17 protein-coding genes are annotated in these 22,940 nt (G+C 44.8%); 10 read left to right on the forward strand and 7 right to left on the reverse strand.

The annotated features are described in order from the left end of the window. Position 1: 1 nt before the first annotated feature. Genes DVG78_RS25610 through DVG78_RS25630 form a run of 5 tightly spaced genes read left to right on the forward strand, consistent with a single transcriptional unit; the run spans position 2 to position 8,620 of the window. Positions 2-3,157 carry an efflux RND transporter permease subunit gene (locus DVG78_RS25610; RefSeq protein WP_114463869.1) on the forward strand — a complete coding sequence of 1,052 codons (3,156 nt, stop codon included), beginning with the start codon at positions 2-4 and terminating at the stop codon, positions 3,155-3,157. 11 nt (positions 3,158-3,168) lie between these two features. After that, positions 3,169-5,583, forward strand: a complete 2,415-nt coding sequence (locus tag DVG78_RS25615; protein WP_114463870.1) for a TonB-dependent receptor — start codon at positions 3,169-3,171, stop codon at positions 5,581-5,583. 21 nt (positions 5,584-5,604) lie between these two features. Continuing rightward, positions 5,605-6,228 (forward strand): hypothetical protein, encoded by a 624-nt coding sequence (locus tag DVG78_RS25620; RefSeq protein WP_114463871.1) that lies wholly within the window; start codon positions 5,605-5,607, stop codon positions 6,226-6,228. 12 nt (positions 6,229-6,240) lie between these two features. Then, positions 6,241-8,196, forward strand: coding sequence for a heavy metal translocating P-type ATPase (locus DVG78_RS25625; RefSeq protein ID WP_114463872.1), 1,956 nt, complete (start codon positions 6,241-6,243; stop codon positions 8,194-8,196). A 4-nt stretch (positions 8,197-8,200) separates the two neighbouring features. After that, positions 8,201-8,620, forward strand: coding sequence for a DUF1801 domain-containing protein (locus DVG78_RS25630; RefSeq protein WP_158550097.1), 420 nt, complete (start codon positions 8,201-8,203; stop codon positions 8,618-8,620). Between the two features lie 52 nt (positions 8,621-8,672). Here the strand turns inward: DVG78_RS25630 and DVG78_RS25635 are convergent, their stop codons facing one another. From DVG78_RS25635 to DVG78_RS25645, 3 genes are all read right to left on the reverse strand, one after another. Then, positions 8,673-10,700, reverse strand: coding sequence for a CHU_0125 family OmpA-like outer membrane integrity protein (locus DVG78_RS25635; protein WP_199563297.1), 2,028 nt, complete (start codon positions 10,698-10,700; stop codon positions 8,673-8,675). 157 nt (positions 10,701-10,857) lie between these two features. Continuing rightward, positions 10,858-12,276: an inorganic phosphate transporter gene (locus DVG78_RS25640; protein WP_114463875.1), complete on the reverse strand. Its 1,419-nt coding sequence runs from the start codon at positions 12,274-12,276 to the stop codon at positions 10,858-10,860. Between the two features lie 181 nt (positions 12,277-12,457). Then, entirely contained in the window at positions 12,458-14,917 is a 2,460-nt protein-coding gene (locus DVG78_RS25645) for an AsmA-like C-terminal region-containing protein (RefSeq protein WP_114463876.1), read from the reverse strand. Between the two features lie 164 nt (positions 14,918-15,081). Here DVG78_RS25645 and DVG78_RS25650 point away from each other — a divergent pair, with 164 nt between their 5' ends. Beyond that, a complete protein-coding gene (locus DVG78_RS25650; protein ID WP_114463877.1) occupies positions 15,082-16,053 on the forward strand; it encodes an aldo/keto reductase in 972 nt (323 codons plus the stop codon). Positions 16,054-16,103: 50 nt separating this feature from the next. On the opposite strand, the gene DVG78_RS25655 is transcribed toward DVG78_RS25650, so the two are convergent. Together DVG78_RS25655 and DVG78_RS25660 are read right to left on the reverse strand one after the other, a co-directional pair. Next, the gene (locus DVG78_RS25655) at positions 16,104-17,486 is read right to left on the reverse strand and encodes a DUF2254 domain-containing protein (protein ID WP_114463878.1); all 1,383 of its coding nucleotides are present in this window, start codon (positions 17,484-17,486) and stop codon (positions 16,104-16,106) included. 87 nt (positions 17,487-17,573) lie between these two features. After that, entirely contained in the window at positions 17,574-18,473 is a 900-nt protein-coding gene (locus tag DVG78_RS25660; protein ID WP_114463879.1) for a DMT family transporter, read from the reverse strand. Positions 18,474-18,570: 97 nt separating this feature from the next. Between DVG78_RS25660 and DVG78_RS25665 the strand changes: the two genes are divergently transcribed. The 4 genes from DVG78_RS25665 to DVG78_RS25680 all read left to right on the forward strand — a co-directional run bounded on the left by DVG78_RS25665 (position 18,571) and on the right by DVG78_RS25680 (position 21,351). Next, positions 18,571-19,749: an acetyl-CoA C-acyltransferase gene (locus tag DVG78_RS25665; protein WP_114463911.1), complete on the forward strand. Its 1,179-nt coding sequence runs from the start codon at positions 18,571-18,573 to the stop codon at positions 19,747-19,749. A 116-nt stretch (positions 19,750-19,865) separates the two neighbouring features. After that, complete coding sequence (locus DVG78_RS25670) at positions 19,866-20,282, forward strand: Xre family toxin-antitoxin system antitoxin (protein WP_229598322.1); 417 nt, start codon at positions 19,866-19,868, stop codon at positions 20,280-20,282. Positions 20,283-20,284: 2 nt separating this feature from the next. Beyond that, positions 20,285-20,758, forward strand: a complete 474-nt coding sequence (locus DVG78_RS25675) for an RES family NAD+ phosphorylase (RefSeq protein ID WP_114463880.1) — start codon at positions 20,285-20,287, stop codon at positions 20,756-20,758. Further along, positions 20,755-21,351, forward strand: a complete 597-nt coding sequence (locus DVG78_RS25680) for a pseudouridine synthase (RefSeq protein ID WP_114463881.1) — start codon at positions 20,755-20,757, stop codon at positions 21,349-21,351. The genes DVG78_RS25675 and DVG78_RS25680 overlap by 4 nt, the downstream gene beginning before the upstream one ends. 16 nt (positions 21,352-21,367) lie before the next feature. On the opposite strand, the gene pyrF is transcribed toward DVG78_RS25680, so the two are convergent. Both pyrF and DVG78_RS25690 read right to left on the reverse strand, forming a co-directional pair. Then, positions 21,368-22,267, reverse strand: a complete 900-nt coding sequence (pyrF, locus tag DVG78_RS25685; protein WP_114463882.1) for an orotidine-5'-phosphate decarboxylase — start codon at positions 22,265-22,267, stop codon at positions 21,368-21,370. A gap of 2 nt (positions 22,268-22,269) precedes the next feature. Further along, complete coding sequence (locus DVG78_RS25690; RefSeq protein WP_114463913.1) at positions 22,270-22,905, reverse strand: histidine phosphatase family protein; 636 nt, start codon at positions 22,903-22,905, stop codon at positions 22,270-22,272. Between the last annotated feature and the right edge of the window lie 35 nt (positions 22,906-22,940).

The raw sequence follows: 22,940 nt of genomic DNA on the forward strand, positions 1-22,940 counted from the left end.
TATGCTCGACAGAATCATCAAATTTTCGTTACACAACCGTCTGTTGGTCATCGCATTATCGGCAATGTTGTTGGTCTATGGCGTGTACGTAAGTCTTCAACTTCCCATCGACGTGTTACCCGATTTGAATCGCCCTAGGGTGACTGTTTTTTTGGAATCCAATGGATTAGCACCCGAAGAAATAGAAACACAGGTGGTATTGCCCGTCGAAACAGCCCTCAACGGCGCTCCGGGCGTAGAAACCGTCCGAAGCACTTCTGCCATCGGATTGGGAATGGTGTTTGTGGAGTTTGACTGGGATGTTGAGATTTACAAAGCTCGTCAACTGGTGGCGGAAAAGCTCCAAACGGTGCAGCTTCCCAACGGCATCACGCCCATCATGGGGCCGATAAGCTCAGTCATGGGCCAAATCATGTACGTAGGTGTAAGCGCCGACACCACCAATCCCGCCGACCTTCGGACGTTGGCAGATTTCAGCATTCGACGCAGGCTATTGAGTATCAAAGGGGTATCTCAAGTCATTCCGATTGGTGGCGAGCGGCGTCAGTATCAAGTACAAGTTTCTGGCCAACGGCTCAAGCAGTATAAGGTGAGTCTCGACCAAGTTGAAAATGCGCTTTCAAAGGCCTCTCAAAATACGTCAGGAAACTTTTATTATGAATACGGAAGCGAGGTTTTGATTCGTAACATTGGCCGCGCCCAATCGTTGGAAGACTTGGCCAATACCGTGGTCACAAGTCAGGGCGGTGTGCCGATTCTACTATCTCAGGTGGCCGATGTCAAATTTGGCTCTGCCTTCAAACGAGGCGACGGTAGCATCAACGGAAAACCCGCTGTGATATTGGCCGTAGAAAAACAACCGGGTGCGAATACTGTCGGCCTCACAAAACAGATTGAGCAGGCCTGTAGCGAACTTCAACGGTCACTCCCGAAAGACATTACGATAAATCCATCCATTTTTCAGCAAAGCAAATTCATTCAAGCATCCATTGACAATGTTCTGGAAGCGCTCCGCGATGGATTTATTCTGGTCGTTATTGTACTGTTTTTATTCTTGATGAATCTCCGCACCACCGTCATTACCTTGACAGCCATCCCATTATCACTGGTCATTACCGCCCTGATTTTCAAAGCATTTGATTTGTCTATCAACACCCTAACCTTGGGCGGCTTGGCCATCGCCATTGGTGAATTGGTAGATGACGCCATCGTAGATGTCGAAAATGTATTTAGGCGTCTGCGCGAAAATCAGCAACTCGATATGCCCAAATCTACCTTACGCGTGGTTTATGAAGCCAGTTCTGAGGTTCGAAATTCCATCGTGTATGCCACGGTCATTGTGGTGCTGGTTTTTATCCCGCTGTTTTACATGGAAGGCATCGAAGGGCGGATTTTTGCCCCTTTGGGCATTGCTTACATTACGTCCATTACGGCCTCGCTGTTTGTTTCTCTCACACTTACGCCCGTCTTGTGCAGTTATTTTTTAAAAATAAAAAGTGCTAGTAAGCAGTCAAAAGGCTTTTGGAATCGAATTTCAACATTAGCGACTTCAGAAACCGACACCCGTTTGGTAAAGTGGTTAAAAACAAAAGACACGCGGTTGCTTCATTGGTCGCTCAATCGGCCTAAGGCCATTATTGGTACTGCTATTCTAATGATTTTAATTTCTTTGGGAACGGTTCCTTTTTTTGGGACTGAGTTTTTGCCGCCATTTAATGAAGGTGCTTTTACCGTTAATTTAATTGCCCCCACGGGAACTTCGCTTGAGGAATCCAATAAGATAGGGACGCTGGCCGAAAAACTAATGATGCAAATTCCCGAAGTGGAATACGCCAGCCGTCGAACAGGCCGAGCCGAGCTGGACGAACACGTTGAACCCGTCAGTCGGTCGGAAATTGATGTCACGATACGGCCTGATATTGAGCGGAGTCGTAGCGAAATCATTGCCGATATTCGCAAAAAACTGAGCATTTTAAAGGGCGTTTCAGTAGGCGTTGGGCAACCGATTTCTCACCGCATTGAGCATTTGCTCTCGGGGGTTCAGGCGCAGGTTGTGTTGAAAATTTACGGAAACGATTTGGCCGAACTGCGCTCTACTGCTCAGAAGGTGCAGGCTACCATACAGGGGGTAGAGGGAGTAACTGACCTTGCCATCGAACGCCAAACGCTGGTGCCCCAATTGTTGATTCGGGTACGGCGCAATGACCTGCAACGTTTTGGATTACAGGCGGGAAAAGTCACCGAAGAATTGGAAGTATTTTATAATGGAAAGATAACGGGACAAATCTACGAAGGGCAAAAATCATTTGACATCCTGATTCGCACCAACGAGCACGAACGCAGCAATTTAGAAGCCATTCGAAACACCCAAATCTCCACGCCCGAAGGTGAGCTTATTCCATTGCACCAAATCGCGGATATTGAACAAACCATGACCGTCAATCAAGTGGTACACGAAAATACCCAACGGCGCATGGTGGTTTCGGCCAATGTACAGGGACGTGATTTGGGGAGTACGGTTGAAGAAATCAAGCAGAAAATGAGCAAAGTTCCGTTGCCTCAAGGCTATTTTATTGTGTATTCAGGCCTGATTGAGAGTCAAGAATCAGCCTCGCAATTGATTGTATTTTTAGCCATTTTCTCGATTTTGGCCATTTTTTTGGTGCTTTATACCCATTTCAAATCCATCGCCATCGTATTACAAATCATGCTCAATATTCCGCTGGCGTTGATTGGCAGCGTGGTAGCGGTCATGCTTACGGGTGGCACTTTTTCGGTTGCTACGCTGGTTGGATTTATCACACTCACGGGCATCGCGAGTCGAAATGGGATTATGATGATTTCCCACTACATTCACTTGGTGGAAAAAGAAGGTGAAACATTCGGCAAATCCATGATTATCCGAGGTTCTCTCGAACGGCTTGTACCCGTATTAATGACGGCACTGGTAGCCGCCTTAGCGCTCGTTCCGCTCACGCTCGACCCACAAGCGGCGGGCAAAGAAATACTTTACCCCGTTGCAACGGTAATTCTGGGCGGGCTGCTTTCGAGTACATTCTTGGATATTATTGTAACGCCCGTGGTGTTCTATACGTTTGGTAAAAAAGCATTGGAAACCTATTTTTCCCTAAAGAATAAGCAAGATATATTAAGTTAAATTCTATCAAAATGGTTAACAAACACACCGCTATTCTCCTTATTTTACTGACATTCACTACTACACTTTTGGCGCAAACCAAAGGAGTAGTTCTATCGGGCAAAATCAGGGATGCCCAAACCAAAGCTGCGCTGCCCTTTGTAAATATTGTCTTAAAAACCGACACCGACAGTGCTTTTGTGGTCGGGACAATCACCAATGAGGAAGGGATTTTTTCGCTGCCTTCCGTCAAAAAGGGTAAATACAAATTGACCGCTTCGTTTGTGGGGTATCAAGTTACCAAACAAACGGTATCGGTGGGGCAATTGAGCGACTTTTTAGATTTAGGCACCATTGACTTGCCCGAAGACCGTCAGGTACTTGAAGAAGTAAAGGTAGTGGCTCAGCAACAGGGTATTGCGGGCACAATGGATAAAAAAACATTTATGACCGCCGATAATATCAGCCAAACTGGCGGCTCAGTATTGCAAATGATGAACAATCTGCCGGGCATTACCACCTCACAAGAAGGTAAAATTCAGCTCAGGGGCAGCGATAAAGTGGTGGTGCTGATTGACGGAAAGCAAACGGCATTGACGGGCTTTGGCAGTCAAACAGGGCTTGATAATCTGCCCGCTTCGGCCATTGAAAAAATCGAAATCATCAACAACCCTTCCGCCAAATATGACGCCAACGGCAACGCGGGCATTATCAATATCATTTTCAAAAAGAATGAACAATACGGCTGGAACAGCAAAGTCGGCTTGGCGGCGGGCTTGGGCGCTTTATGGGTTAGAAAAGAAAACCTGCCTACGATTCGTCCCCAGTTTCAGAATACTCCCAAGCTAAACCCTTCCTTTTCCATCAATCACCGCAAACACAAAGCCAATGTGTTTTTACAAGGCGATTGGCTTTATACCCAAACGCTCAATAAAAATGAATTTTCTACCAGGACCTATGATACGGGAGAAAACATCATTCAGCAAATCAAACGCAACCGAACCACCACCTATGCCACCGTCAAAACGGGAATGGACTACGCTTTCAATTCCAACAATACACTGACGGTTTCGGGGCTGTTTAACCGTGAAAAGATTCTTGACAACGGCGACAACCCCTATTTTAAGGACGATTTCTCCAATCGGTATCGTTTATGGCAGTTTTTGGAAGATGAGGTGAAATACACCGCCATGGCCACGGCGGTATTTGTTCATAAGTTCAGACAACCAGGACGTTTGCTAAATTTCAATTATAATTACACGTTTCACCGCGAAGACGAAAAATACTTCTTTACTAACACCCTGCCAGCATCTATTGGCACTGATTCCTTCAAATTGCTTTCGGATGAGCAAGTTTCCGATTTCAACGTTGACTACGTCCGCCCGCTTCGGCAGGGCAAGTTGGAAACGGGCGTGAAGTTGAGAAGACGGAGTATTCCCGTCAATATGCAATTCTTTCCAGATCAAAATTCACCGTTGGACGTAAATGCCGGCGGTTGGGCCAATTATTACGAAACCATTCCCGCCCTGTACGGAAATTATGTGTTTGAAAACGATAAGATAGAATTGGAAAGTGGCCTTCGGGTGGAGTACGTAAAGGTCAATTACGAAGTAAATCCCAACCATAATACCTACAAAAGCGACGGCTATAACTACACACAGCCTTTTCCAAACCTGAGGCTGGCCTATAAATTCAATGATAAAAACAAAATTTCGTTCTTTTTTAACCGGCGCGTAGACCGTCCCAATGAAGTAGATATTCGCATTTTCCCCAAATACGATGAACCTGAGCTGATAAAGGTCGGCAACCCAACCCTCAAACCTCAGTTTACAAGTTCTTTTGAAATGGGGTATAAAACCAATTGGCTAAACGGTAACCTTTATGCCGCAGCGTACCAACGCATCACCGACGGTACCATTACACGCATTGCCACTCAGGTGCCGGGGAGTGTTTTACTGTATAATATCTTTCAAAACATCGGGCGAAGCTACAACACCGGCATAGAAATGGTGTGGCAACAGCAACTTACCAAACCAGTCTCGCTGAATGCAAGTGTGAATATTTATCAAAATACGATTAACGCATTTTCGGTTATCAACAAATATCCCGTACCCACAACCTATACCGCCGATAAACAGCAACTCGTATCTGGAAACGTGAAGCTCAACAGTCTGGCACATTTGTCAAACGGCTTTGATGTGCAGGTCAGTGCCGTCTATCTAGCCCCCGACCTTATTCCGCAGGGGCGCATCGAACAACGCTTTTCACTTGATTTAGGCATTAAGAAAAATGTACAAAAAGGTAAAGGTGACATTTTTTTGAACGCCACCGACCTACTGAATACTATGCAAATCAGAAAAAAAATTACGGGAAATGGTTTTGTACTACAAAGCACTGACTATTACGAAACGCAGGTAGTGCGCTTAGGATATAATCGCAAGTTTTAATCAGAAATAAGCCAAACAACCATGAATGAAATCCTCTTTGGGTCTTTAGTTTTAAGCATTTTACACGCCCTGATTCCTAGTCATTGGCTACCTTTTGTGACCATCGGCAAAACCGAACATTGGTCTGAAAGCCGCACGCTGGCGGTGACGGGTTTAGCAGGACTGGCTCATACGGTCAGCACAACCATTTTGGGGCTTATCATCGGATATGCGGGCTACGAATTATCCGAAAGCTACCACGAGCTTGCCGAAAGCGTTATTCCTGCGGTTTTATTGATGTTGGGCCTTTGGTACTTGATACAACACATTAGACATTCGCACGCTCACGAGCACATTGACCCCTCTGCCATTAATGGAAAATCGTTCAAAACCCTGCTTTTATCGCTTTGTGTGGGCATGTTTTTATCGCCTTGCATGGAGATTAATGCGTATTTTCTGAGCGCGGGCGCGTTGGGTTGGCAGGCGTTGGGTTTAGTTGCTTTGATTTACAACGTGGTTACGTTGGCAGGAATGATTCTGATGGTTTGGGTGGCGAGTCGGGGTCTACGGTTGGTCAATGCGCACTGGTTTGAACACAACGAGAATCTTATTACGGGTCTCACACTCATTGGGTTAGCCATTTTAAATTTCTTTATTGAGTTCTAAAAAGACATTTATATGAAAAATACCGATAGTGTCCCTTTGCCACAACAGACTCCCGAAAAAGCCAATAAGCCTACCCACGACCACGAACATAATCACTCAAAAGCCCCTGAAGAAAGTCTCCTAAAAATCTATTGGCGGTTGTGGTTAAGCTTGGCTATTTTGATGGGTTTTCTGCTGCTAACATTTGTCTTATCCTACGAACTGAGTCAATCCGTAGAGATAGGCCTGATGGCGGCGGCCTACTTATTGGCGGGTTATCCTACCCTCGAACGCGCTTTTCGCTCAATAAAACGCGGCGATTTTTTCAATGAATTTACGTTGATGTCAATCGCTACACTCGGTGCTTTTTACATTGGCGAATACAGCGAAGGCGTGGCCGTGATGGTCTTTTACGAAATCGGTGAGTTGTTTCAGAGTCTGGCGGTAAATCGTTCCAAACGTTCTATCAAAGCCTTATTGGATATTCGTCCCGATTCGGTTACTGTTGTACGCAATGGAAATCATCAGGTAATTCATCCTTCCGACGTGGCAGTTGGGGAAACGATTATGGTAAAAGCGGGGGAAAAAATCGCGCTTGATGGTGCACTTCTCACCGAAAAAGCAACTTTCAATACCTCCGCCCTCACGGGAGAATTTCGCCCCGCTACCAAACGCGCTGGCGATGCTGTATTGGCGGGAATGATTAACTTAGAGACGGTCATTAAAATGCAGGTTTCAACCGCTTTCAAGGACTCTAAGCTGTCGCGCATTTTGTCTATGGTCCAAGACGCCACCGCCCGAAAAGCCCCTACTCAGCTGTTTATCAGCCGTTTCGCCAAAGTCTACACGCCCATTGTTTTCTTTTTGGCATTATCGGTGATTCTTCTTCCTTTCTTTTTTGTGGATACCTATCAATTCAGAGAATGGCTGTACCGAGGCATGGTTTTTCTGGTGATTGCGTGCCCATGTGCCTTAACGGTCTCCATTCCGCTGGGCTATTTTGGGGGAATCGGGCTGGCTTCTCGTCATGGAATCTTGGTGAAAGGCGCTAATTTTTTGGATGTAATGACCGAGTTAACCACCGTTGTTTCTGACAAAACGGGGACCCTTACCAAAGGGGTTTTCAAGGTTCAGGAAATAAAAACAAGTCTTGACGAACAGGAATTTATTGACACTGTGGCTGCGCTGGAAAAGTCCTCAACACACCCCATTGCCAAAGCCATCGTCGAATATGCCCATGAAAAAACCCAAACACACAACGTTGAAAGGGTAGAAGAAATCGCGGGACAGGGTTTAAAAGGAATCGTTGCTGGCAAAACCGTTCTGTGCGGCAATCTTAAACTTTTGCAAAAATTCAACATTACTTATCCCACCGAGCTGGAACGAATCGTTGACACCATCGTCGCTGTTGGTATCGATAATCAATATGTTGGTTATCTTACCATTGCCGATGAAGTAAAAGAAGATGCCCTAAAAACCGTAGCCGATTTAAAAAAGTTGGGCATTGAGACCATTATGCTCTCGGGCGATAAAGCGGCGGTGGTTCAAAAAATAGCCAACCAACTTCACATCTCAACCGCCTACGGCGATTTGTTTCCCGAAGATAAAGTACAAAAAGTACAGGAGCTTAAAAACGCGGGCAAACGCATCGCGTTCGTTGGTGATGGGGTCAATGATGCGCCCGTCGTGGCCCTTGCCGATGCGGGCATTGCCATGGGCGGCTTAGGCTCGGATGCCACCATCGAAACCGCTGATATTGTGATTCAAAATGACCAGCCTTCGCGCATTGTGACCGCCATTAAAATCGGCAAACTCACAAAACAAGTTGTTTGGCAAAACATTATCTTGGCAATGGGCGTAAAAATAGCCGTTATGGCGCTGGGTGCAGGCGGCGTTGCCAACCTCTGGGAAGCCGTTTTTGCTGACGTAGGCGTGGCGTTATTGGCGATTTTGAATGCTTACCGAATTCAATCCAAAACCCTTTCCTAAAGGCATGACTACCTATTCAGACATCGACGATTTTTTTGCCAATCAAACCCCCGAAATCCGACAGGTACTCCAGTACATTCGACAGTTATTGCTCGTCGCACACCCAAAAATGCGCGAAAAGTTTATGTACAGCAATACCATTTTTTTTATTTGCCTAGACTACATCTGTTATTTTGGAAAAATACACAAAACCAAAGGCGTTGAAATTGGCTTTGTAAAAGGTTTTTTGTTGTCAAACGAGCAGGGATTGTTGGAAGATAAAGGCCGCAAGCTAATTCGGGGTATAACGGTACGCAACCTTCAGGAATTCCGAGCCATTGAAGATTCCTTTCTGGAAATTGTGCAGGAAGCCATTCTAATTAACGAAACACAACCCGATAAAACCTTCGCCAAAATCATTTTTGAAAAGCGTAAAAAAACATAGAGACGCATGATTATGCGTCTCTACCCAATTAATTCCTTAAAACTCCATTTTCTTAATAACTCAAAATCGTAAATTCAGTACGGCGGTTTTTCTGGTGTTCATCTTCGGTTTTCGCCTCCTTGATAATCAACCGCGATTCACCGTAACCTTTGGCAATCAATCGTTCTTTTTCAATTCCTTTCGTCGCGATATAATCCACCGCCGATTGTGCCCGATTTTGCGACAGTTTGTTGTTGTAGCTCTCCGAAGCGCGCGCATCGGTATGCGAACTCAGCTCAATACTTACGGTAGGGTTATCTTTCAGGATTTGAACCAATTTGTCCAGTTCAACGGCGGCATCTGAGCGGATATTGAATTTATCCAAGTCGTAGTAAATATTTTCAAGTACAAAGGTCTTGTTCACCGCCAAACGGTCCATTTTCAGCGCTACATAAAACGTGGTATCCATCGTCAGCTTCTTACGAAAAATTTGCGGAATGGATTTTCCCGCCATCGTAAATGGCTCTCGTTTGGTGATATATCCCCGCTTTTCAATCAACAAAGAATAATCTTTTCCTTCTTCCAACGGAAACGTACCAAATACACCACCACCAGTTGAAACGCCCTGTCCCACCAAGCTATCGGCGCTGATTTCAAATACTTTTACAATGACCGAATCGAGCAACGCCGCTGGTGTTTCGTTGGAAGCAACCGTTCCTGCCAAGTAGTAATTGACAATTTTAGGCGGCTCGGGCTTGCCAACCGTCCGACGACGAGGGTCATCCAGAGGTAGTTTTTCAAGCTCGGCGATTTGGGTAGAATCTAACCCTACGCTTTCATCTTCAAAGGTATAAATATCGTCATCTCCCTTTCCTCCTTCTCGGTTGGAAGAGAAGAAACCGTATTTCATGTCTTCGTCGGCGTATACCAATCCAAAATCGTCAAAGCGGGAATTGATAGGAGCGCCGAGGTTTTCGATGGTAATTACCCCTTGCGAACGCGTTGCCACAAATAAATCCAGTTTGCCTAAGCCCGGGTGACCATCAGACGCGAAATACAGTTTCGCATCGGGCCCTACGTACGGAAACATCTCATCGCCAGGTGTGTTAATATCTTTGCCCATATTGACGGGCTTACTGAAACGCCCCGAGGCATCCATGTTGGCCCGATAAATATCAATTCCGCCCACTCCACCCAGACGATTCGAACAAAAATAAAGCGTCCGACCATCACGCGAAAAGGCTGGGCTACCATCCCACGCCGCAGAATCGCTCACGGGAATCAGGCGCGGCTCGGTCCATTTATTACTCGCAAAGCGGCTAAGGTACAAATCCACATCGGCGGTTCCTTTCTTTTTGCCCGTATTTCCGCGCGCAAATACAACCGTTTTTCCGTCTTTGGTAAACGTAACGTTGGCCTCATTGACTCCCTCCAAAAACAAGGCTGGACTGAACACCTCTGGCTCACCGCCCGTTTCGTCATAGTTTTCCGCCAATTTTACTTTATAAATTCCCGTCATCGGCATCCCGTTGTTTTTGTACAGGGTTGCTTTGCGGGTGGCAGCAAAAATCAGGTCTTCATCTTTCACAAAAGGCGAAAATTCTGCGCCAGCGGTATTAAGTTTGCCCAAATTTTTGACCAGATAAAAGGTCTTTTTCTGCTGAATAATATCAATCGCTTTGAGGGTATACAATTCACGGTTTGCTTTTTCGGTAGCTACTTTATTGGTAGGATTGCTCGCAATGTATTTTTCGAGTTGAGCGGCGGCTTCGGCGTATTTGCCTGCGGCTTTGAGCGCAAAGGCATAATTAAAGGGGGCTTCTGGATTGGTTACCCCGTTTTCTAAGGCTTTTTGATAATACGGAACCGCCAACTCGAACCGATTCGACATACGAAACGATTCGGCAATGAGATAGTTGGCACGACCAAGTTCGTAACCAGCGGTAACTGCCGCCTGTAAATCCTTAATTGCCAGGCTGTATTCACCGTTGTCAAACTTGCGAACTCCCTGTTTAAAAATAGATTGTGTAGAATTACACGCGGTCAAAATGGCCATTAAACCCACAAAGGCCAAGCCGGATATGAATGTATGCTTTTGCATAATAAGTCGGGTGCGATGCGTAAGCGGCTAAGTTAGCAAAATGATTAATTTCTGCTAAACTTTAACGCGAAATAGTGCTCAAATGTTGCATAAAAAAACCTGACGGAGTCGAAATTCCGTCAGGTTTTTAAAAGATATTTCCGTCAGTATTTTTGAGTTATAAAATCCAGCGGAAAAATACGTAGAGTGTAAACGACAGAAAAATAGAAACGGGCAACGTCAAAACCCACGCAAGCAAAATATTTCGAACCGTTTTGGCTTGCAGGTTTTTGATTCCTTTGCTGGCCACCATCGTGCCCGCAATCCCCGACGAGAGCATATGTGTAGTGCTCACGGGAAGTCCCAACCCAGAAGCCAAGCCTATCGTACTGGCCGCTACTAGCTCTGCCGATGCGCCCTGCGCATAGGTAAGGTGCGACTTACCGATTTTTTCACCCACGGTCACTACGATACGTTTCCAACCCACCATCGTACCCAAGCCCAACGAAAGCGAAATCATCAAAACAACCCAGAAAGGTGCGTAATCGGTATACCGCCGCAGGCCTTTTTTGTCATCGGTATTTTCTTTGATGGACGCTTTATCCTGCTCACTAAGGTTGGCCGAAGCACTTTCAGTCAATTTTTTCAAATTACTGTTAATCACCAATATATCGCGGCGCGCATTCAGGCGCTCGTCCTGCCGTATTTTCCCTTCTGTGGTGTGTACCACTAAGGTATTCAGGTCACTGCTGCTACTTCTGATTTTTGAGAGTTGTTTTTTTTCTTCGATTCCCAGCAATGTGGTATCAATCTTCGCCAACGTCTGTTCGATGGTCACCAAATTTTGCTTCAGTGACTTAGGGTCTACTTCATTGTTAAGCGCAAAATACGTAGGTACAATACCAATCAAAATTAGCATAACCAGCCCCACTCCTTTCTGACCGTCGTTGTTACCATGGAAAAAACTTACCCCTGTACAAGTTACAATCAGCACAATCCGAATCCACAACGGCGGCTTTTGGTTTTTCTTAGGTTCACTAAATACTTGTTCGCGGGCTTCTTTGCTCAAGGCACGCCGCAATACAAACATGAGGATAACGGCCAAACTAAACCCAACCAGCGGCGACAACAGCAGCGACCCAAAGATTTCGGTGGCCTTGCCCCAGTTTACGCCCGCACCTTCGGTGGCTTCGGGCATCACCGAAAACGCCAAACCTACCCCTAAGATAGAACCAATCAACGTGTGAGAACTTGAAGAGGGCAATCCGAAATACCAAGTTCCGAAATTCCAGATGATGGCGCTCAATAGCAACGCAAGCACCATAGCGATGCTGTGATAGACATTTTGGTCAATGAGCAACTCAACGGGCAAAAGGTTCACAATTCCCATTGCCACGGCAATCCCTCCCAAAATAACACCTAAAAAATTACAGAAACCCGACCAGATAACGGCGGTAGTGGGTTTAAGGGAATTGGTGTAAATAACGGTAGCAACAGCGTTGGCGGTATCGTGAAAACCATTGACAAATTCAAAAGCACAGGCGCATAAAATGCAAATACAGAGAAGAATAAAAATGTCTGTTTCTAAGCCAAACATGGGGAGTTCGTAGTTTATCGTTTATAGTTTACTTTTTACCTTTTTTTTGATACTTAAAGGCTTACACCTATGTAAACTATCTACTTATGTGTTTATTAAGCTAGGTTTTGAGGGCAAAGGTAAAGTAAACTTTTGAGGCGTATGTTAAGAAATTGTTAACACCATCTTTCAAAAACAAAGGTTATCTTAAGTTTAAAGGCGATGAATCTGGTCGGTCGGCCCGTCTTAACTTCTTACGCCAATCCAATTGATATTTCAACTTAATTTCCCCTTTTTCGTCCAAAGCCCTAATGACCAAATTATTTCCATTTAAGTTATGCATTATGGTATCATTTGTACTCCGTTTCAGGTTACTTAGGGGTACTTGCACCAACAAATCCGTTTTATCTCTGAAACTATAAGTTCCTCCCACAAAAAAGGTAAGCACGCTGGATTCGATTTTCATTTGCTCCATGTTTATCTCTTGTCCCTGAAGAATAAACTGGTTTTTAATGTTCTCAAACCGCACGTTTTCAAAATCTCTTTTTCTGAAAAAGATTCGTTGAATCCGTTGAATCGGCTCAAAATGATTCAATTCCCCATTGGAAAGCTCAAATGAAAGGCGCCCTTTCATGCTCGCTGGCACAAACTTAAATGAAGTCGTCAGTTGGCTGCTGTAAGTGAAATCCGTGCTGATTTTTCCGCTGAGATTACGGTCCGAAATGGTGGTCTGCCCAAAATTTTCAAACGCATAAAAAACCTTTTGGACGTCGGCATGATTTACATTTCCCCGCGCATATAGACGGTGAACTGGACGGTCAAAATCCTCAATTCCTCCAGTGACGTAAAAATCACCGCCAAAGGCGTTCATTTTTACGTTTTCACATTTTACTGATTTCTCACTGAAATAGATGTGCCCTTTTACATTTGTAGCTTCAAACTTACGATAATGCACTTTTTTAGCCATCACCACCGCCTTCAATTCAAGCTGTGACGCGATTTTGGCAATCAATTTGGTAAAAAGCTTATTGTTTTTTCTAGAAATCGTTTTGTTATAGTCCCGAATCCAATCCAATCCCAAATCTGGCGTAAACAGAGCTATGTATCCATTGACTTTATCGGACGAATTGAACGCATAAGGCAACAGCCCCGTCACTTTGCCACTTATCCGAATTTTGTTTCGTCGGTGATTAAAATGCAGGTAGGACAAATCAACCGTTTTTTCATTGAATCGGATAGAACTGTACATGCGGGTAAAATTCATTCGTTGAGGAAAATACGTAAAAGCGGCATTTTCGAGTTTGGCAGTCCCGTCCAACTTCCCGTTCAATTCATTGGTTTTTTCGTTAAAAATAGGATTCATTTTGCCCGTATAACAATAACTGATAAGCGCTTTTCCTGCATTTAATCTAAAGTAATTTTCGTCAAACAATGAATTTAATTGGGGCAAATCTGCTTGGAAGTTGCCTTCCATGGACAGAAAGGGTGTCTCAAAATTAGTGACCGTGAAAAATGTATTCAATGGGATATTTCCATACAATTGGCCCGTTACATGCTTAGCAATCAGGCGGGAATTTTGGTCACTTGCCGGCAGCGCAGGATTGGCCTGATTGGTAAAATGGGCCGTTGCCACTACGTTTAATATAGCTCCAATGGGGCTTTCATAATTAAATGTTTTGGTCTGAAAATCAATTGACACCGTTGGATTTTCCCGTTGAAACAACGGCGCATCCAACTGGACGGTAGCAGTTACGACGGGCAGAATATTAAACCGGCTGATTGTATCGGCTAGCCGTTTGGGGAGAATCGCCAATGCCCGCGTCGCGTGAATCGTGTCGGTCTTAATTTCAAGGCGAGCGTGGCCTTGAGGTGCAAAATCAAAGCTACCTTTCAATTCAAAAGTATCGTCATAGACTTTGACCTTGGAAGGAAAAATGCGCAAAAAGGACGTTTGAGAGCTAAACGTCATGTTCATATCCAGTTCGGTGGGTTTATGATTCAGAAACGCCCCCCGCTTTTTATTGAACGTCATTTCATCAAAATAGACTTTCCCTTTCAACTCCAGCTCCCAAAGCGTATCCCGTCGGTTGACGAAATTGGTCAAATCTTCGGCTTTTAAGGCAATGTGTTGGGCTTTGCGGATATTTTCCAAAGAAAAGGATACATTTTTGAGACACACATCCCTTAAATTTCCAATTACTTTATTGAGGGATGCAGGGTCTCTCTTTTGGCCCACTGACAAGCTATCTCGTGGACGAAAAACGCTAAGGTTACTGTACCCGTCTTTGTCGACGAGAATATTGATTTTACCTTCTTTCAGACAAACTGATTTAATTTGAAATTCTTTTTTAAACAGGCTTTTTACGTCTACCTGAATCGTAAGTTGCTGAATAAAAAGAAGCTCTGTACGATGCTTGGCATAAGCCGTATCTTGCAAATGAACGTCAAAAAGCGAGAAGGAGAAGCCAATTCCGTTAGCAAAAGGCGTAAAGCCAAAATCACGGGCCGTCAACCGACCATTAATATTTTGATTTGCTTTTTTTAGAATGTATTGAAAAGCGTCGTCGCGGTATTGATAGGCCCAAGTCAACATGCCTCCCACCACAACCGCTAACACGCCGAATAAGGAAAGGATGATTTGAGTTGTTTTGGAAAAAGACATACTTGAAACCGAAAAATTGCAAACAGTAAAACGTAAATAAAAAGGTATTGAGAAAGAGTACTTTGCAAACTAAAAATGGTCACTCTACACAAAAGTCATTTTTACATAAAAGTAATACTACAACATACATTACTTTTATCATATAAAAATATCATACCAACACGATGCAATATAGAAGATTTGGAAGAACAGATTGGCAGGTAAGCGAAATCGGCTACGGAATGTGGGGGCTGGCAGGATGGACTGGCTCCGAAGAAAATGAGTACAATGCGGCACTGAATCGCTCCGTCGAACTAGGCTGTAATTTCTTTGACACCGCCTGGGGATACGGTGCCGGGCAAAGCGAACGAACCCTCGGCGAACTAGTAAAACGTCATCCAGACCAACGTCTGTACCTAGCTACCAAAATCCCGCCTAAAAACTTTAAATGGCCATCCAAAGCTGAATATCCATTAGAAGAATGCTTTCCGGCGTCACATATTATTGAGTACACCGAAAAAAGCCTTCGGAATCTCGGCGTTGAAACCATTGATTTACAGCAGTTTCACGTATGGGAAGACCATTGGGCTCAGCACGAAGAATGGCAAAAAGCGATTGAGCAGCTCACCCGCGACGGAAAAGTACTGCACTGGGGTATCAGCGTAAATCGTTGGGAACCCGATAACGTACTGAACACTCTCAAAACAGGGCTTATTTCGTCGGTGCAAGTCATTTATAATATTTTTGACCAAGCGCCCGAAGACAATCTGTTCCCATTATGCCGCGAGTTGGACGTGGCTGTGATTGCCCGTGTACCATTTGATGAAGGTACGCTCACTGGAACGATGACCAAAGAAACCACGTTCCCGTCGAACGATTGGCGGGCTACGTATTTTGTGCCCGAAAACCTCAATTCCAGCGTCGACCACGCCGATGCACTACGGCCACTGATTCCGTCGGGTATGACCATGCCAGAAATGGCACTGCGGTTTATTTTAAGTAATCCCGATGTGGCAACCACCATTCCAGGAATGCGCAAACTCCGTAACGTAGAAGCCAACATGGCCTCTTCTGACGGAACGGGATTAGAGGCAGAATTGCTCGAAATACTCAAAGGCCACCGCTGGGACCGCGAGCCAACTAGCTGGAGTCAATAGGAGCAGAAAAAAATGCTGAAGGCAGGAACAACGCCTTCGGCATTTTATTTTCAAAACCGCGCTTCTTCCCGACTCGAATCCAAATCTTTCAGATAGCACTTATATACCGCCACTTTCTTTTGAATCCTTTCTTCTTTGGCATTCAGTTCTTCGATTCGTTTAATTACGGCCTCATAAAATTCCGTCAAATGATCCCGAAGACTGTTTCGGTGTTCGCACCTAGCAAATGAACCCGCATACTTTGTTGACGAATCTGGAGTTATGGTATGAAGGTACTGCAATTCCAAATCATCCACTTGATGGGCTATTACCAAAAGCCTGTCAGAGGTAGGCATAAAGGGCACCAAATTGGTGATGGTCTTCACAATGTGCCTCACAACGATGTAGTCCTCTCTTCCCCAAAAATAAATTTGATCAAAGGCCAAATCCACGAGTTGTTCGAAATTAAACTCCCGAATAAAAATATTTTTTGCGGCCAACAGTTTTGCTTCTTTGGAAACAATTTCGCTCAACGCCGCTTTTTCGATGATTGTTCCTAGATAATCAAGGCAGTTTAGGGCAGTAGTTGGGTCATTGACGGCGGGCGAGATGGCTTTAATGGCTATATCGACCAATTGCCTGATTCCGAAGGGGATATCCTGTTTATAACTGCGAAATTTATCCACCACAAAACAAGCCGATATGTCTTTTTCTAAGGCCTTAAAAAGGTTTTTTCTCTCGGAAGGACACTTTATTTCGGCTAAAATCCCCCCCTGAATCACAAAACTGCCAATGTGCGGACGCACATCCATTCTGACATGACGGTCATCGGGAAAAATTTGGGCTAACTTTTGATACCGCAAAGAATCCAAGTATCCGCTGATAGGTGACCTAATCCGAATCACCGTTTCTGTTTCAGGCAGAGGCGGCAGGGCGTCGTACAATTCGTCGATTTCCCGAACGGTTCGAAGGGCAATGTTATGCGTAATACTGGACGCGTTGATGTTGCCAATAATGTGATGAATGAATAACGGAAACACCATTATAATCAGGTAAAAGCTACCCACAATCCCGAATTTGGGATAAATCAGGGCCGCATCTGACCACCCAAAATATTGTAAACCCATCAGGTACGCTACGCACGCCAGAAATGACCACAGAAAAAAACGGCTAAATTGATCATATTCAAAAAAAGACCGTATGATACGCGGTGAAAATTGCACCGAAGCCAATTGCAACGCCACAAATACAAACGAAAAAGTAGTCACCACAATCGTGGTTAAAATACCTGCCAGAGCCGTCAGAAAACCGTCCAAAAGCACTCCTGCCTCCCCTGGTTGCCACGCGTGGAGGCCAAGCGTCAAAAAAGCGGTAATCAAATAAGAAGTCAAAACCAACCACAGCCAATTTGACTTGATTCGTTCATGAAATTGATAAATGCGGCGAAAAAACATACGAGTAAGAAAAAACAACTCCAATATTGAAGCGTACGAAAAAATGAACGCGGGTCAAAATTAGGCGATTATCAGCATTTTCCTAGTTTACTTTTTGCCTTTCCAACTTATCAGAAATACCCCCACAAGCACCAGCAATGTTCCGAAAATCTGGAGTGGGGTAATAAGTTCGTCTAAAATGGTGGTAGCCAGAAAAATCGTAAAAATCGGGCCAATACTGGCAATAATAGACGCATTTCCTGCTCCTACCCGCTTGATTCCCTCCGCCAACGCAAACGTAGGCAGTACCGTAACCACAATGGCCATCGTGATTCCAATCCAATAGACCTGCGGCGGATAGTGCCAAATTTCGAGACCGTTGACGGCATAACAATGTAAAATGGTAGGAATAGTGGCGGCAATCATTGCGTAGCTCGTAAATTTTTGCGAGCCTACTTTTGGAATGATTTTATCGCCTCCTACCAAATAAAACGCATAAACCAACCCGCTCAACGTAACCCAAAAAGCACCTAAAATGAGGTTTTTTTGCTGCCCAGGCTCAATGTTTTGCAGAAATGCTAACAAAATCCCAAAGTAGGTTAAGCCCAAGGCCGCCATTTGCAGTTTGGTTACACGTTTTTTTCTAAAAATGGCGTTAATAACCAATACAAACGTAGGATACGTAAACAACAGGATTCGTTCTAGGCCCGCACTGATGTAATTAAACGCCAAAAAATTAAAGTAGCTTGAAAAATAATACCCTGTAATTCCCAAACCTGCCACCCACAACCAATCTTTTAGGGTAAACCGAACATTGGTTTCCTGTACGGTAAGACGAAAGGCAAAAAACGCATAAATAGGGAACGAAAGCCCCATCCTGAGTGTCAAAAGTGAAATAGTATCTATCTCATAACGATACGCCAATTTGATAAATATTCCTTTGAGTGCAAAGCAAAAAGCCGCTACAAAAACCATTGCGGCCCCCAACCAATAGTATGTTTTAGACATATTGACTAAACTGAAAAACCTTTACCTTTGGTTCTTGCTTATCAAAAAAATCAGGCATGAATACTCATTCCAAAATCACTTCAACTCATCAACGCTAATGCACGTCTACATTGTTTCGGCCGTAAGAACACCCATTGGTAGCTTCGGCGGCACATTATCAAGTCTTTCAGCTACGAATTTAGGCGCGGCAGCCATTCACGGGGCGCTGTCATCTCTATCTCTCGACCCGCAACTCGTAGAAGCCGTGTACATGGGCAACGTGGTATCCGCCAATCTTGGGCAGGCTCCCGCGCGTCAGGCGGCTATTTTGGGAGGCCTCAGCAAATATGCTACCTGCACAACCGTCAACAAAGTATGCGCTTCTGGCATGAAGTCTGTGATGATGGGCGCACAGGATATTTTACTAGGTCAAGCCGATGTGGTGGTAGCAGGTGGTATGGAAAGCATGTCAAACGCTCCTTTTTATCTCGACAAGGCCCGTTTTGGCGGCTACGGCTACGGCAATGGCACCTTTATCGACGGTCTCGCCAAAGATGGTTTGGTAGATGCATACGGCGGGATGGCCATGGGCGTATGCGCCGATGCTACCGCCGTCAAATACGGTTTCACGCGTGAGGAGCAGGATGCCTTTAGCATCGCTTCCTATCAACGCAGCGCCGAAGCATGGAAGGCAGGCTATTTTGATAAAGAAGTGATTTCGGTTGAAGTCCCTCAGCGCAAAGGCGATGCCATCGTAGTGGCACAGGACGAAGAATACAAAAACGTTAAGTTCGATAAAATTCCTACGCTACGGCCCGCCTTCAACAAAGACGGCACCGTAACGGCAGCAAATTCTTCCACAATCAACGACGGAGCGGCGGCACTGGTCTTGATGAGCGAACGAAAAGTAAACGAATTGGGCATTACTCCTTTGGCCCGGATTGTTTCCTTTGCCGATGCTGAGCATGAGCCAGAATGGTTTACAACCGCTCCCACGGTGGCGGCTCCCAAAGCCCTCAAAAAGGCGGGCCTCACTATAGATCAAATTGACTATTTTGAAGTAAATGAGGCGTTTGCCGTAGTGACTATGGCATTTATGAAAGAAATGGGCATTGCCCACGAAAAAACCAACGTGTTTGGTGGCGCCGTATCGTTAGGCCATCCATTAGGGTGCTCAGGGGCGCGTATTATGGTCACCCTCCAAAATGTATTGAACCAAAAAGGCGGTAAATACGGTCTTGCCGCTATTTGCAACGGCGGTGGTGGCGCATCGGCGATTGTCATTGAAAAGGTTTAACCAGCGTTCTACCTAGTTAATGAGTCTCTTGCAAGAGAATTTATAGGTGACTTTTTGGTAGCAAACTTGACTATACGCCAAATGTCACTTATCTTTGTGTCAAATAGCACACTACCATGATGGCGCCATCAAGAAAATCAACCTTCATGCTGCTGACCTTTGATGACCCTTTTTTGCTCATCGAAAAAACCCGCGAAGGTCTCACCAAAGACGACGCCGATGCGTTGGCAGAAGTTTATGGCCTGACCGACCGCGAAATGGCTCGAATCCTTAATCTTTCGGAACGTACCTATCACCGATATAAAGAAGAAGCACGCCTTGATGTAAGTGCCTCTGACCGACTGTTGCAGTTAAAAAAATTACTCCAATATGGTGAAGAGGTATTTGAAGACCGGGAAAAGTTTAAGCGTTGGATGAGGCGACACCTGCGCACTATGTATGGCGAAGCCCCACTTGCCCTACTCAATACAATGACCGGTATGAAAATCGTTGAAACTGCCTTAGGACGCATCGAACACAGCGTGTATATCTGACAATGATTCAAGTATTTCGTCTTCAAAAAGCAAAGTTTGCTTCCATCGAAAACATTTTATCAGGATATGGTGCCGAACTATTTGGAGGTCGGTGGAACACGATTGGCAACGCCGTCGTTTATACTTCTGCTTCTCCAGAGTTAGCTCTTTTAGAAACGTTGGTACATATTGAAGAAATGTACCTTGATGATTTACCACGGCACGTTTTGGCAACCATCGAAATCCCGTCAGACACTATTTTGCGAGTGAATGCTGAGCTATTGCCACAAAACTGGAATGATATTCATATATCAGCGGCTACTCAACAATTTACAGCAAATTGGTTTGCTCAACAAACGCATTTAACAATCGGATTACCATCAGTTATTGTACCAATGTCTTTCAACTACCTTATCAATCCAAATCATCCCCGCATGAAGGAAGCAAAAGTTGTAGAAATTGTCCCTTTCTCCTTCGATAGCCGTCTTTTAAAATGAAATACCATTATTTCCTCATTTACAAGCCCTTCGGCATGATGTCGCAGTTTTCGCGAGAAGGCGACAAGGCTACGTTGGCAGATTTACCTTTTGATTTTTCCAAAGACGTGTACCCTGTCGGTCGGTTAGATGCCGATAGTGAAGGACTGCTTTTGTTAACCAACGATACTTTTCTCAACAATCGTCTGCTAAATCCAAAATTCAAACATCAGCGGACTTACTTTGTGCAGGTAGACGGACAAATTACAGACACCGCTCTTGAAGAACTTCAGAAAGGGGTAAAAATTTCGATAGATGGCAAGCCTCACCAAACGCTTCCCGCAAAGGTAGAATTATTGGTCAACGAGCCCCCTTTACCACCGCGCACTCCCCCGATTAGAGTGCGCCAAAGCATTCCGACAAGTTGGATAGCACTTACGCTTCATGAAGGAAAAAACCGCCAAGTGAGGCGCATGACCGCAACCGTAGGATTTCCCACGCTGCGCTTGGTCCGTTGGGCCATTGAAGATATTAAGCTGGGCACAATGCAACCCGCCGAAGTAGTTGAAGTAGAGAAGGAATGGCTGTTTAAAAAACTGAAAATCAACAGATAACAACCATTCCTTTGTCTTATATTATCTTAAATGCTTGTAATTGCTGCTCCATTTCCTGCTGCATTCGTTTTGCCTCCTCGCCCGCCTTTTGGGCAAAATCAATCCCTGAAGACGCGTAAATAATGCTCCGCGAAGCATTGACCAACAATCCACATTCTTTGGTCATGCCGTATTTACATACTTCTTCTAGGCTGCCCCCTTGCGCACCTACGCCCGGAATCAGCAGAAAATGCTCAGGCGCAAGTTTACGGATTTGTTGCAACATAGGTGCTTGTGTAGCCCCCACAACATACATAAGGCGGTCATTGCCCCCCCACTGTTGAGATACCCGAATGACCCGCTCAAACAAATATTCGTTTTCGTTATCCAGCACCACCTGACTGTTGGAAAGCCCAAAATCATCGTCATCGTTGCGGGAGAGTTTGGGGTTCATCATCATGGTTTGAAAATCAGCGCTGCCTTCGTTGGAAGTCAAGGCCAACAAAATCACCCATTTATCTTTAAATTCTAAAAAAGGAATGACCGAATCGCGCCCCATGTAAGGAGCTACCGTAATGCTGTCGAACGACATTCCCGAAGAACCTTTATCAAAAAACGCCTGTGCATAGAGCGAGGAAGTATTGCCAATATCACCCCGTTTGGCATCGGCAATGGTAAAACAATCCTTGGGAATGTATCCTAATGTACGCTGCAAACTATTCCAACCGCGCGGACCGAGGGCTTCATAAAAAGCAATGTTGGGTTTATAGGCTACGGCATAAGGGGCCGTCGCGTCGATGAGCCGTTTGTTAAACTCAAAAATGGCATCTGGCTCACGGAGAATATGCTTGGGGAGTTTTTTTAAATCAGGGTCAAGGCCAACACAGAGGAATGATTTTTTTCGTTTTATCTGTTCAATCAGTTGAGTACGATTCATGATTAGAGGGTTTCGAGAGATTGTAAATGAGCAATATCGTTTTCTTTTTGTAGAGAAAAGCTTTTTGAATTGTAATCGTAATGCAACAGATATAAGCCCAAATTAGTGTGAAGAAACTCATCCATCAAGTGCAAAGGTCGATTAAAAATAGTGGCTAAAAGTACCCTCATTGCCCGGCCGTGCATGGCTACCAGCACCGTTTTTTCTTCGGGGCGGGCCAGAATCAAGTCAATCACTGGCAACTGCCTTTTTTGAACATCTTCGGGACTTTCTCCTCCTTCGGCCTGCAAATCGGTTTTTCCCTGCTGCCAACTAGTCACTAGCCAACGGTAATAGTCGTTGTCCATGCTGTTGGGCGTACGCCCCTCTCTAATTCCCCAACTAATCTCATTCAGTCCCTCATATGCCTCGTGCGGCAGCCCCTTATCCAAAAAACCGCGTACACTTTGTACCGTCCTAATCAACTTTGAAGTGTATACTTTATCAAATGTGATGTCTTGATATACCTCAAAAAACGCTTTTGCTTGTGCCTCACCAAGTTCGTTGAGATGGGCATCAATGCCGCTTCCTTGTACAACACCGCGACGATTATAATCTGTTTCGCCGTGGCGAATCAAATAAATAGTTTTTGAAGACAATTTGTGGGTAATTTTAAGTTTAATGTATGTTCGGC

Source organism: Runella aurantiaca (assembly GCF_003339505.1).
Classification (GTDB): domain Bacteria; phylum Bacteroidota; class Bacteroidia; order Cytophagales; family Spirosomataceae; genus Runella; species Runella aurantiaca.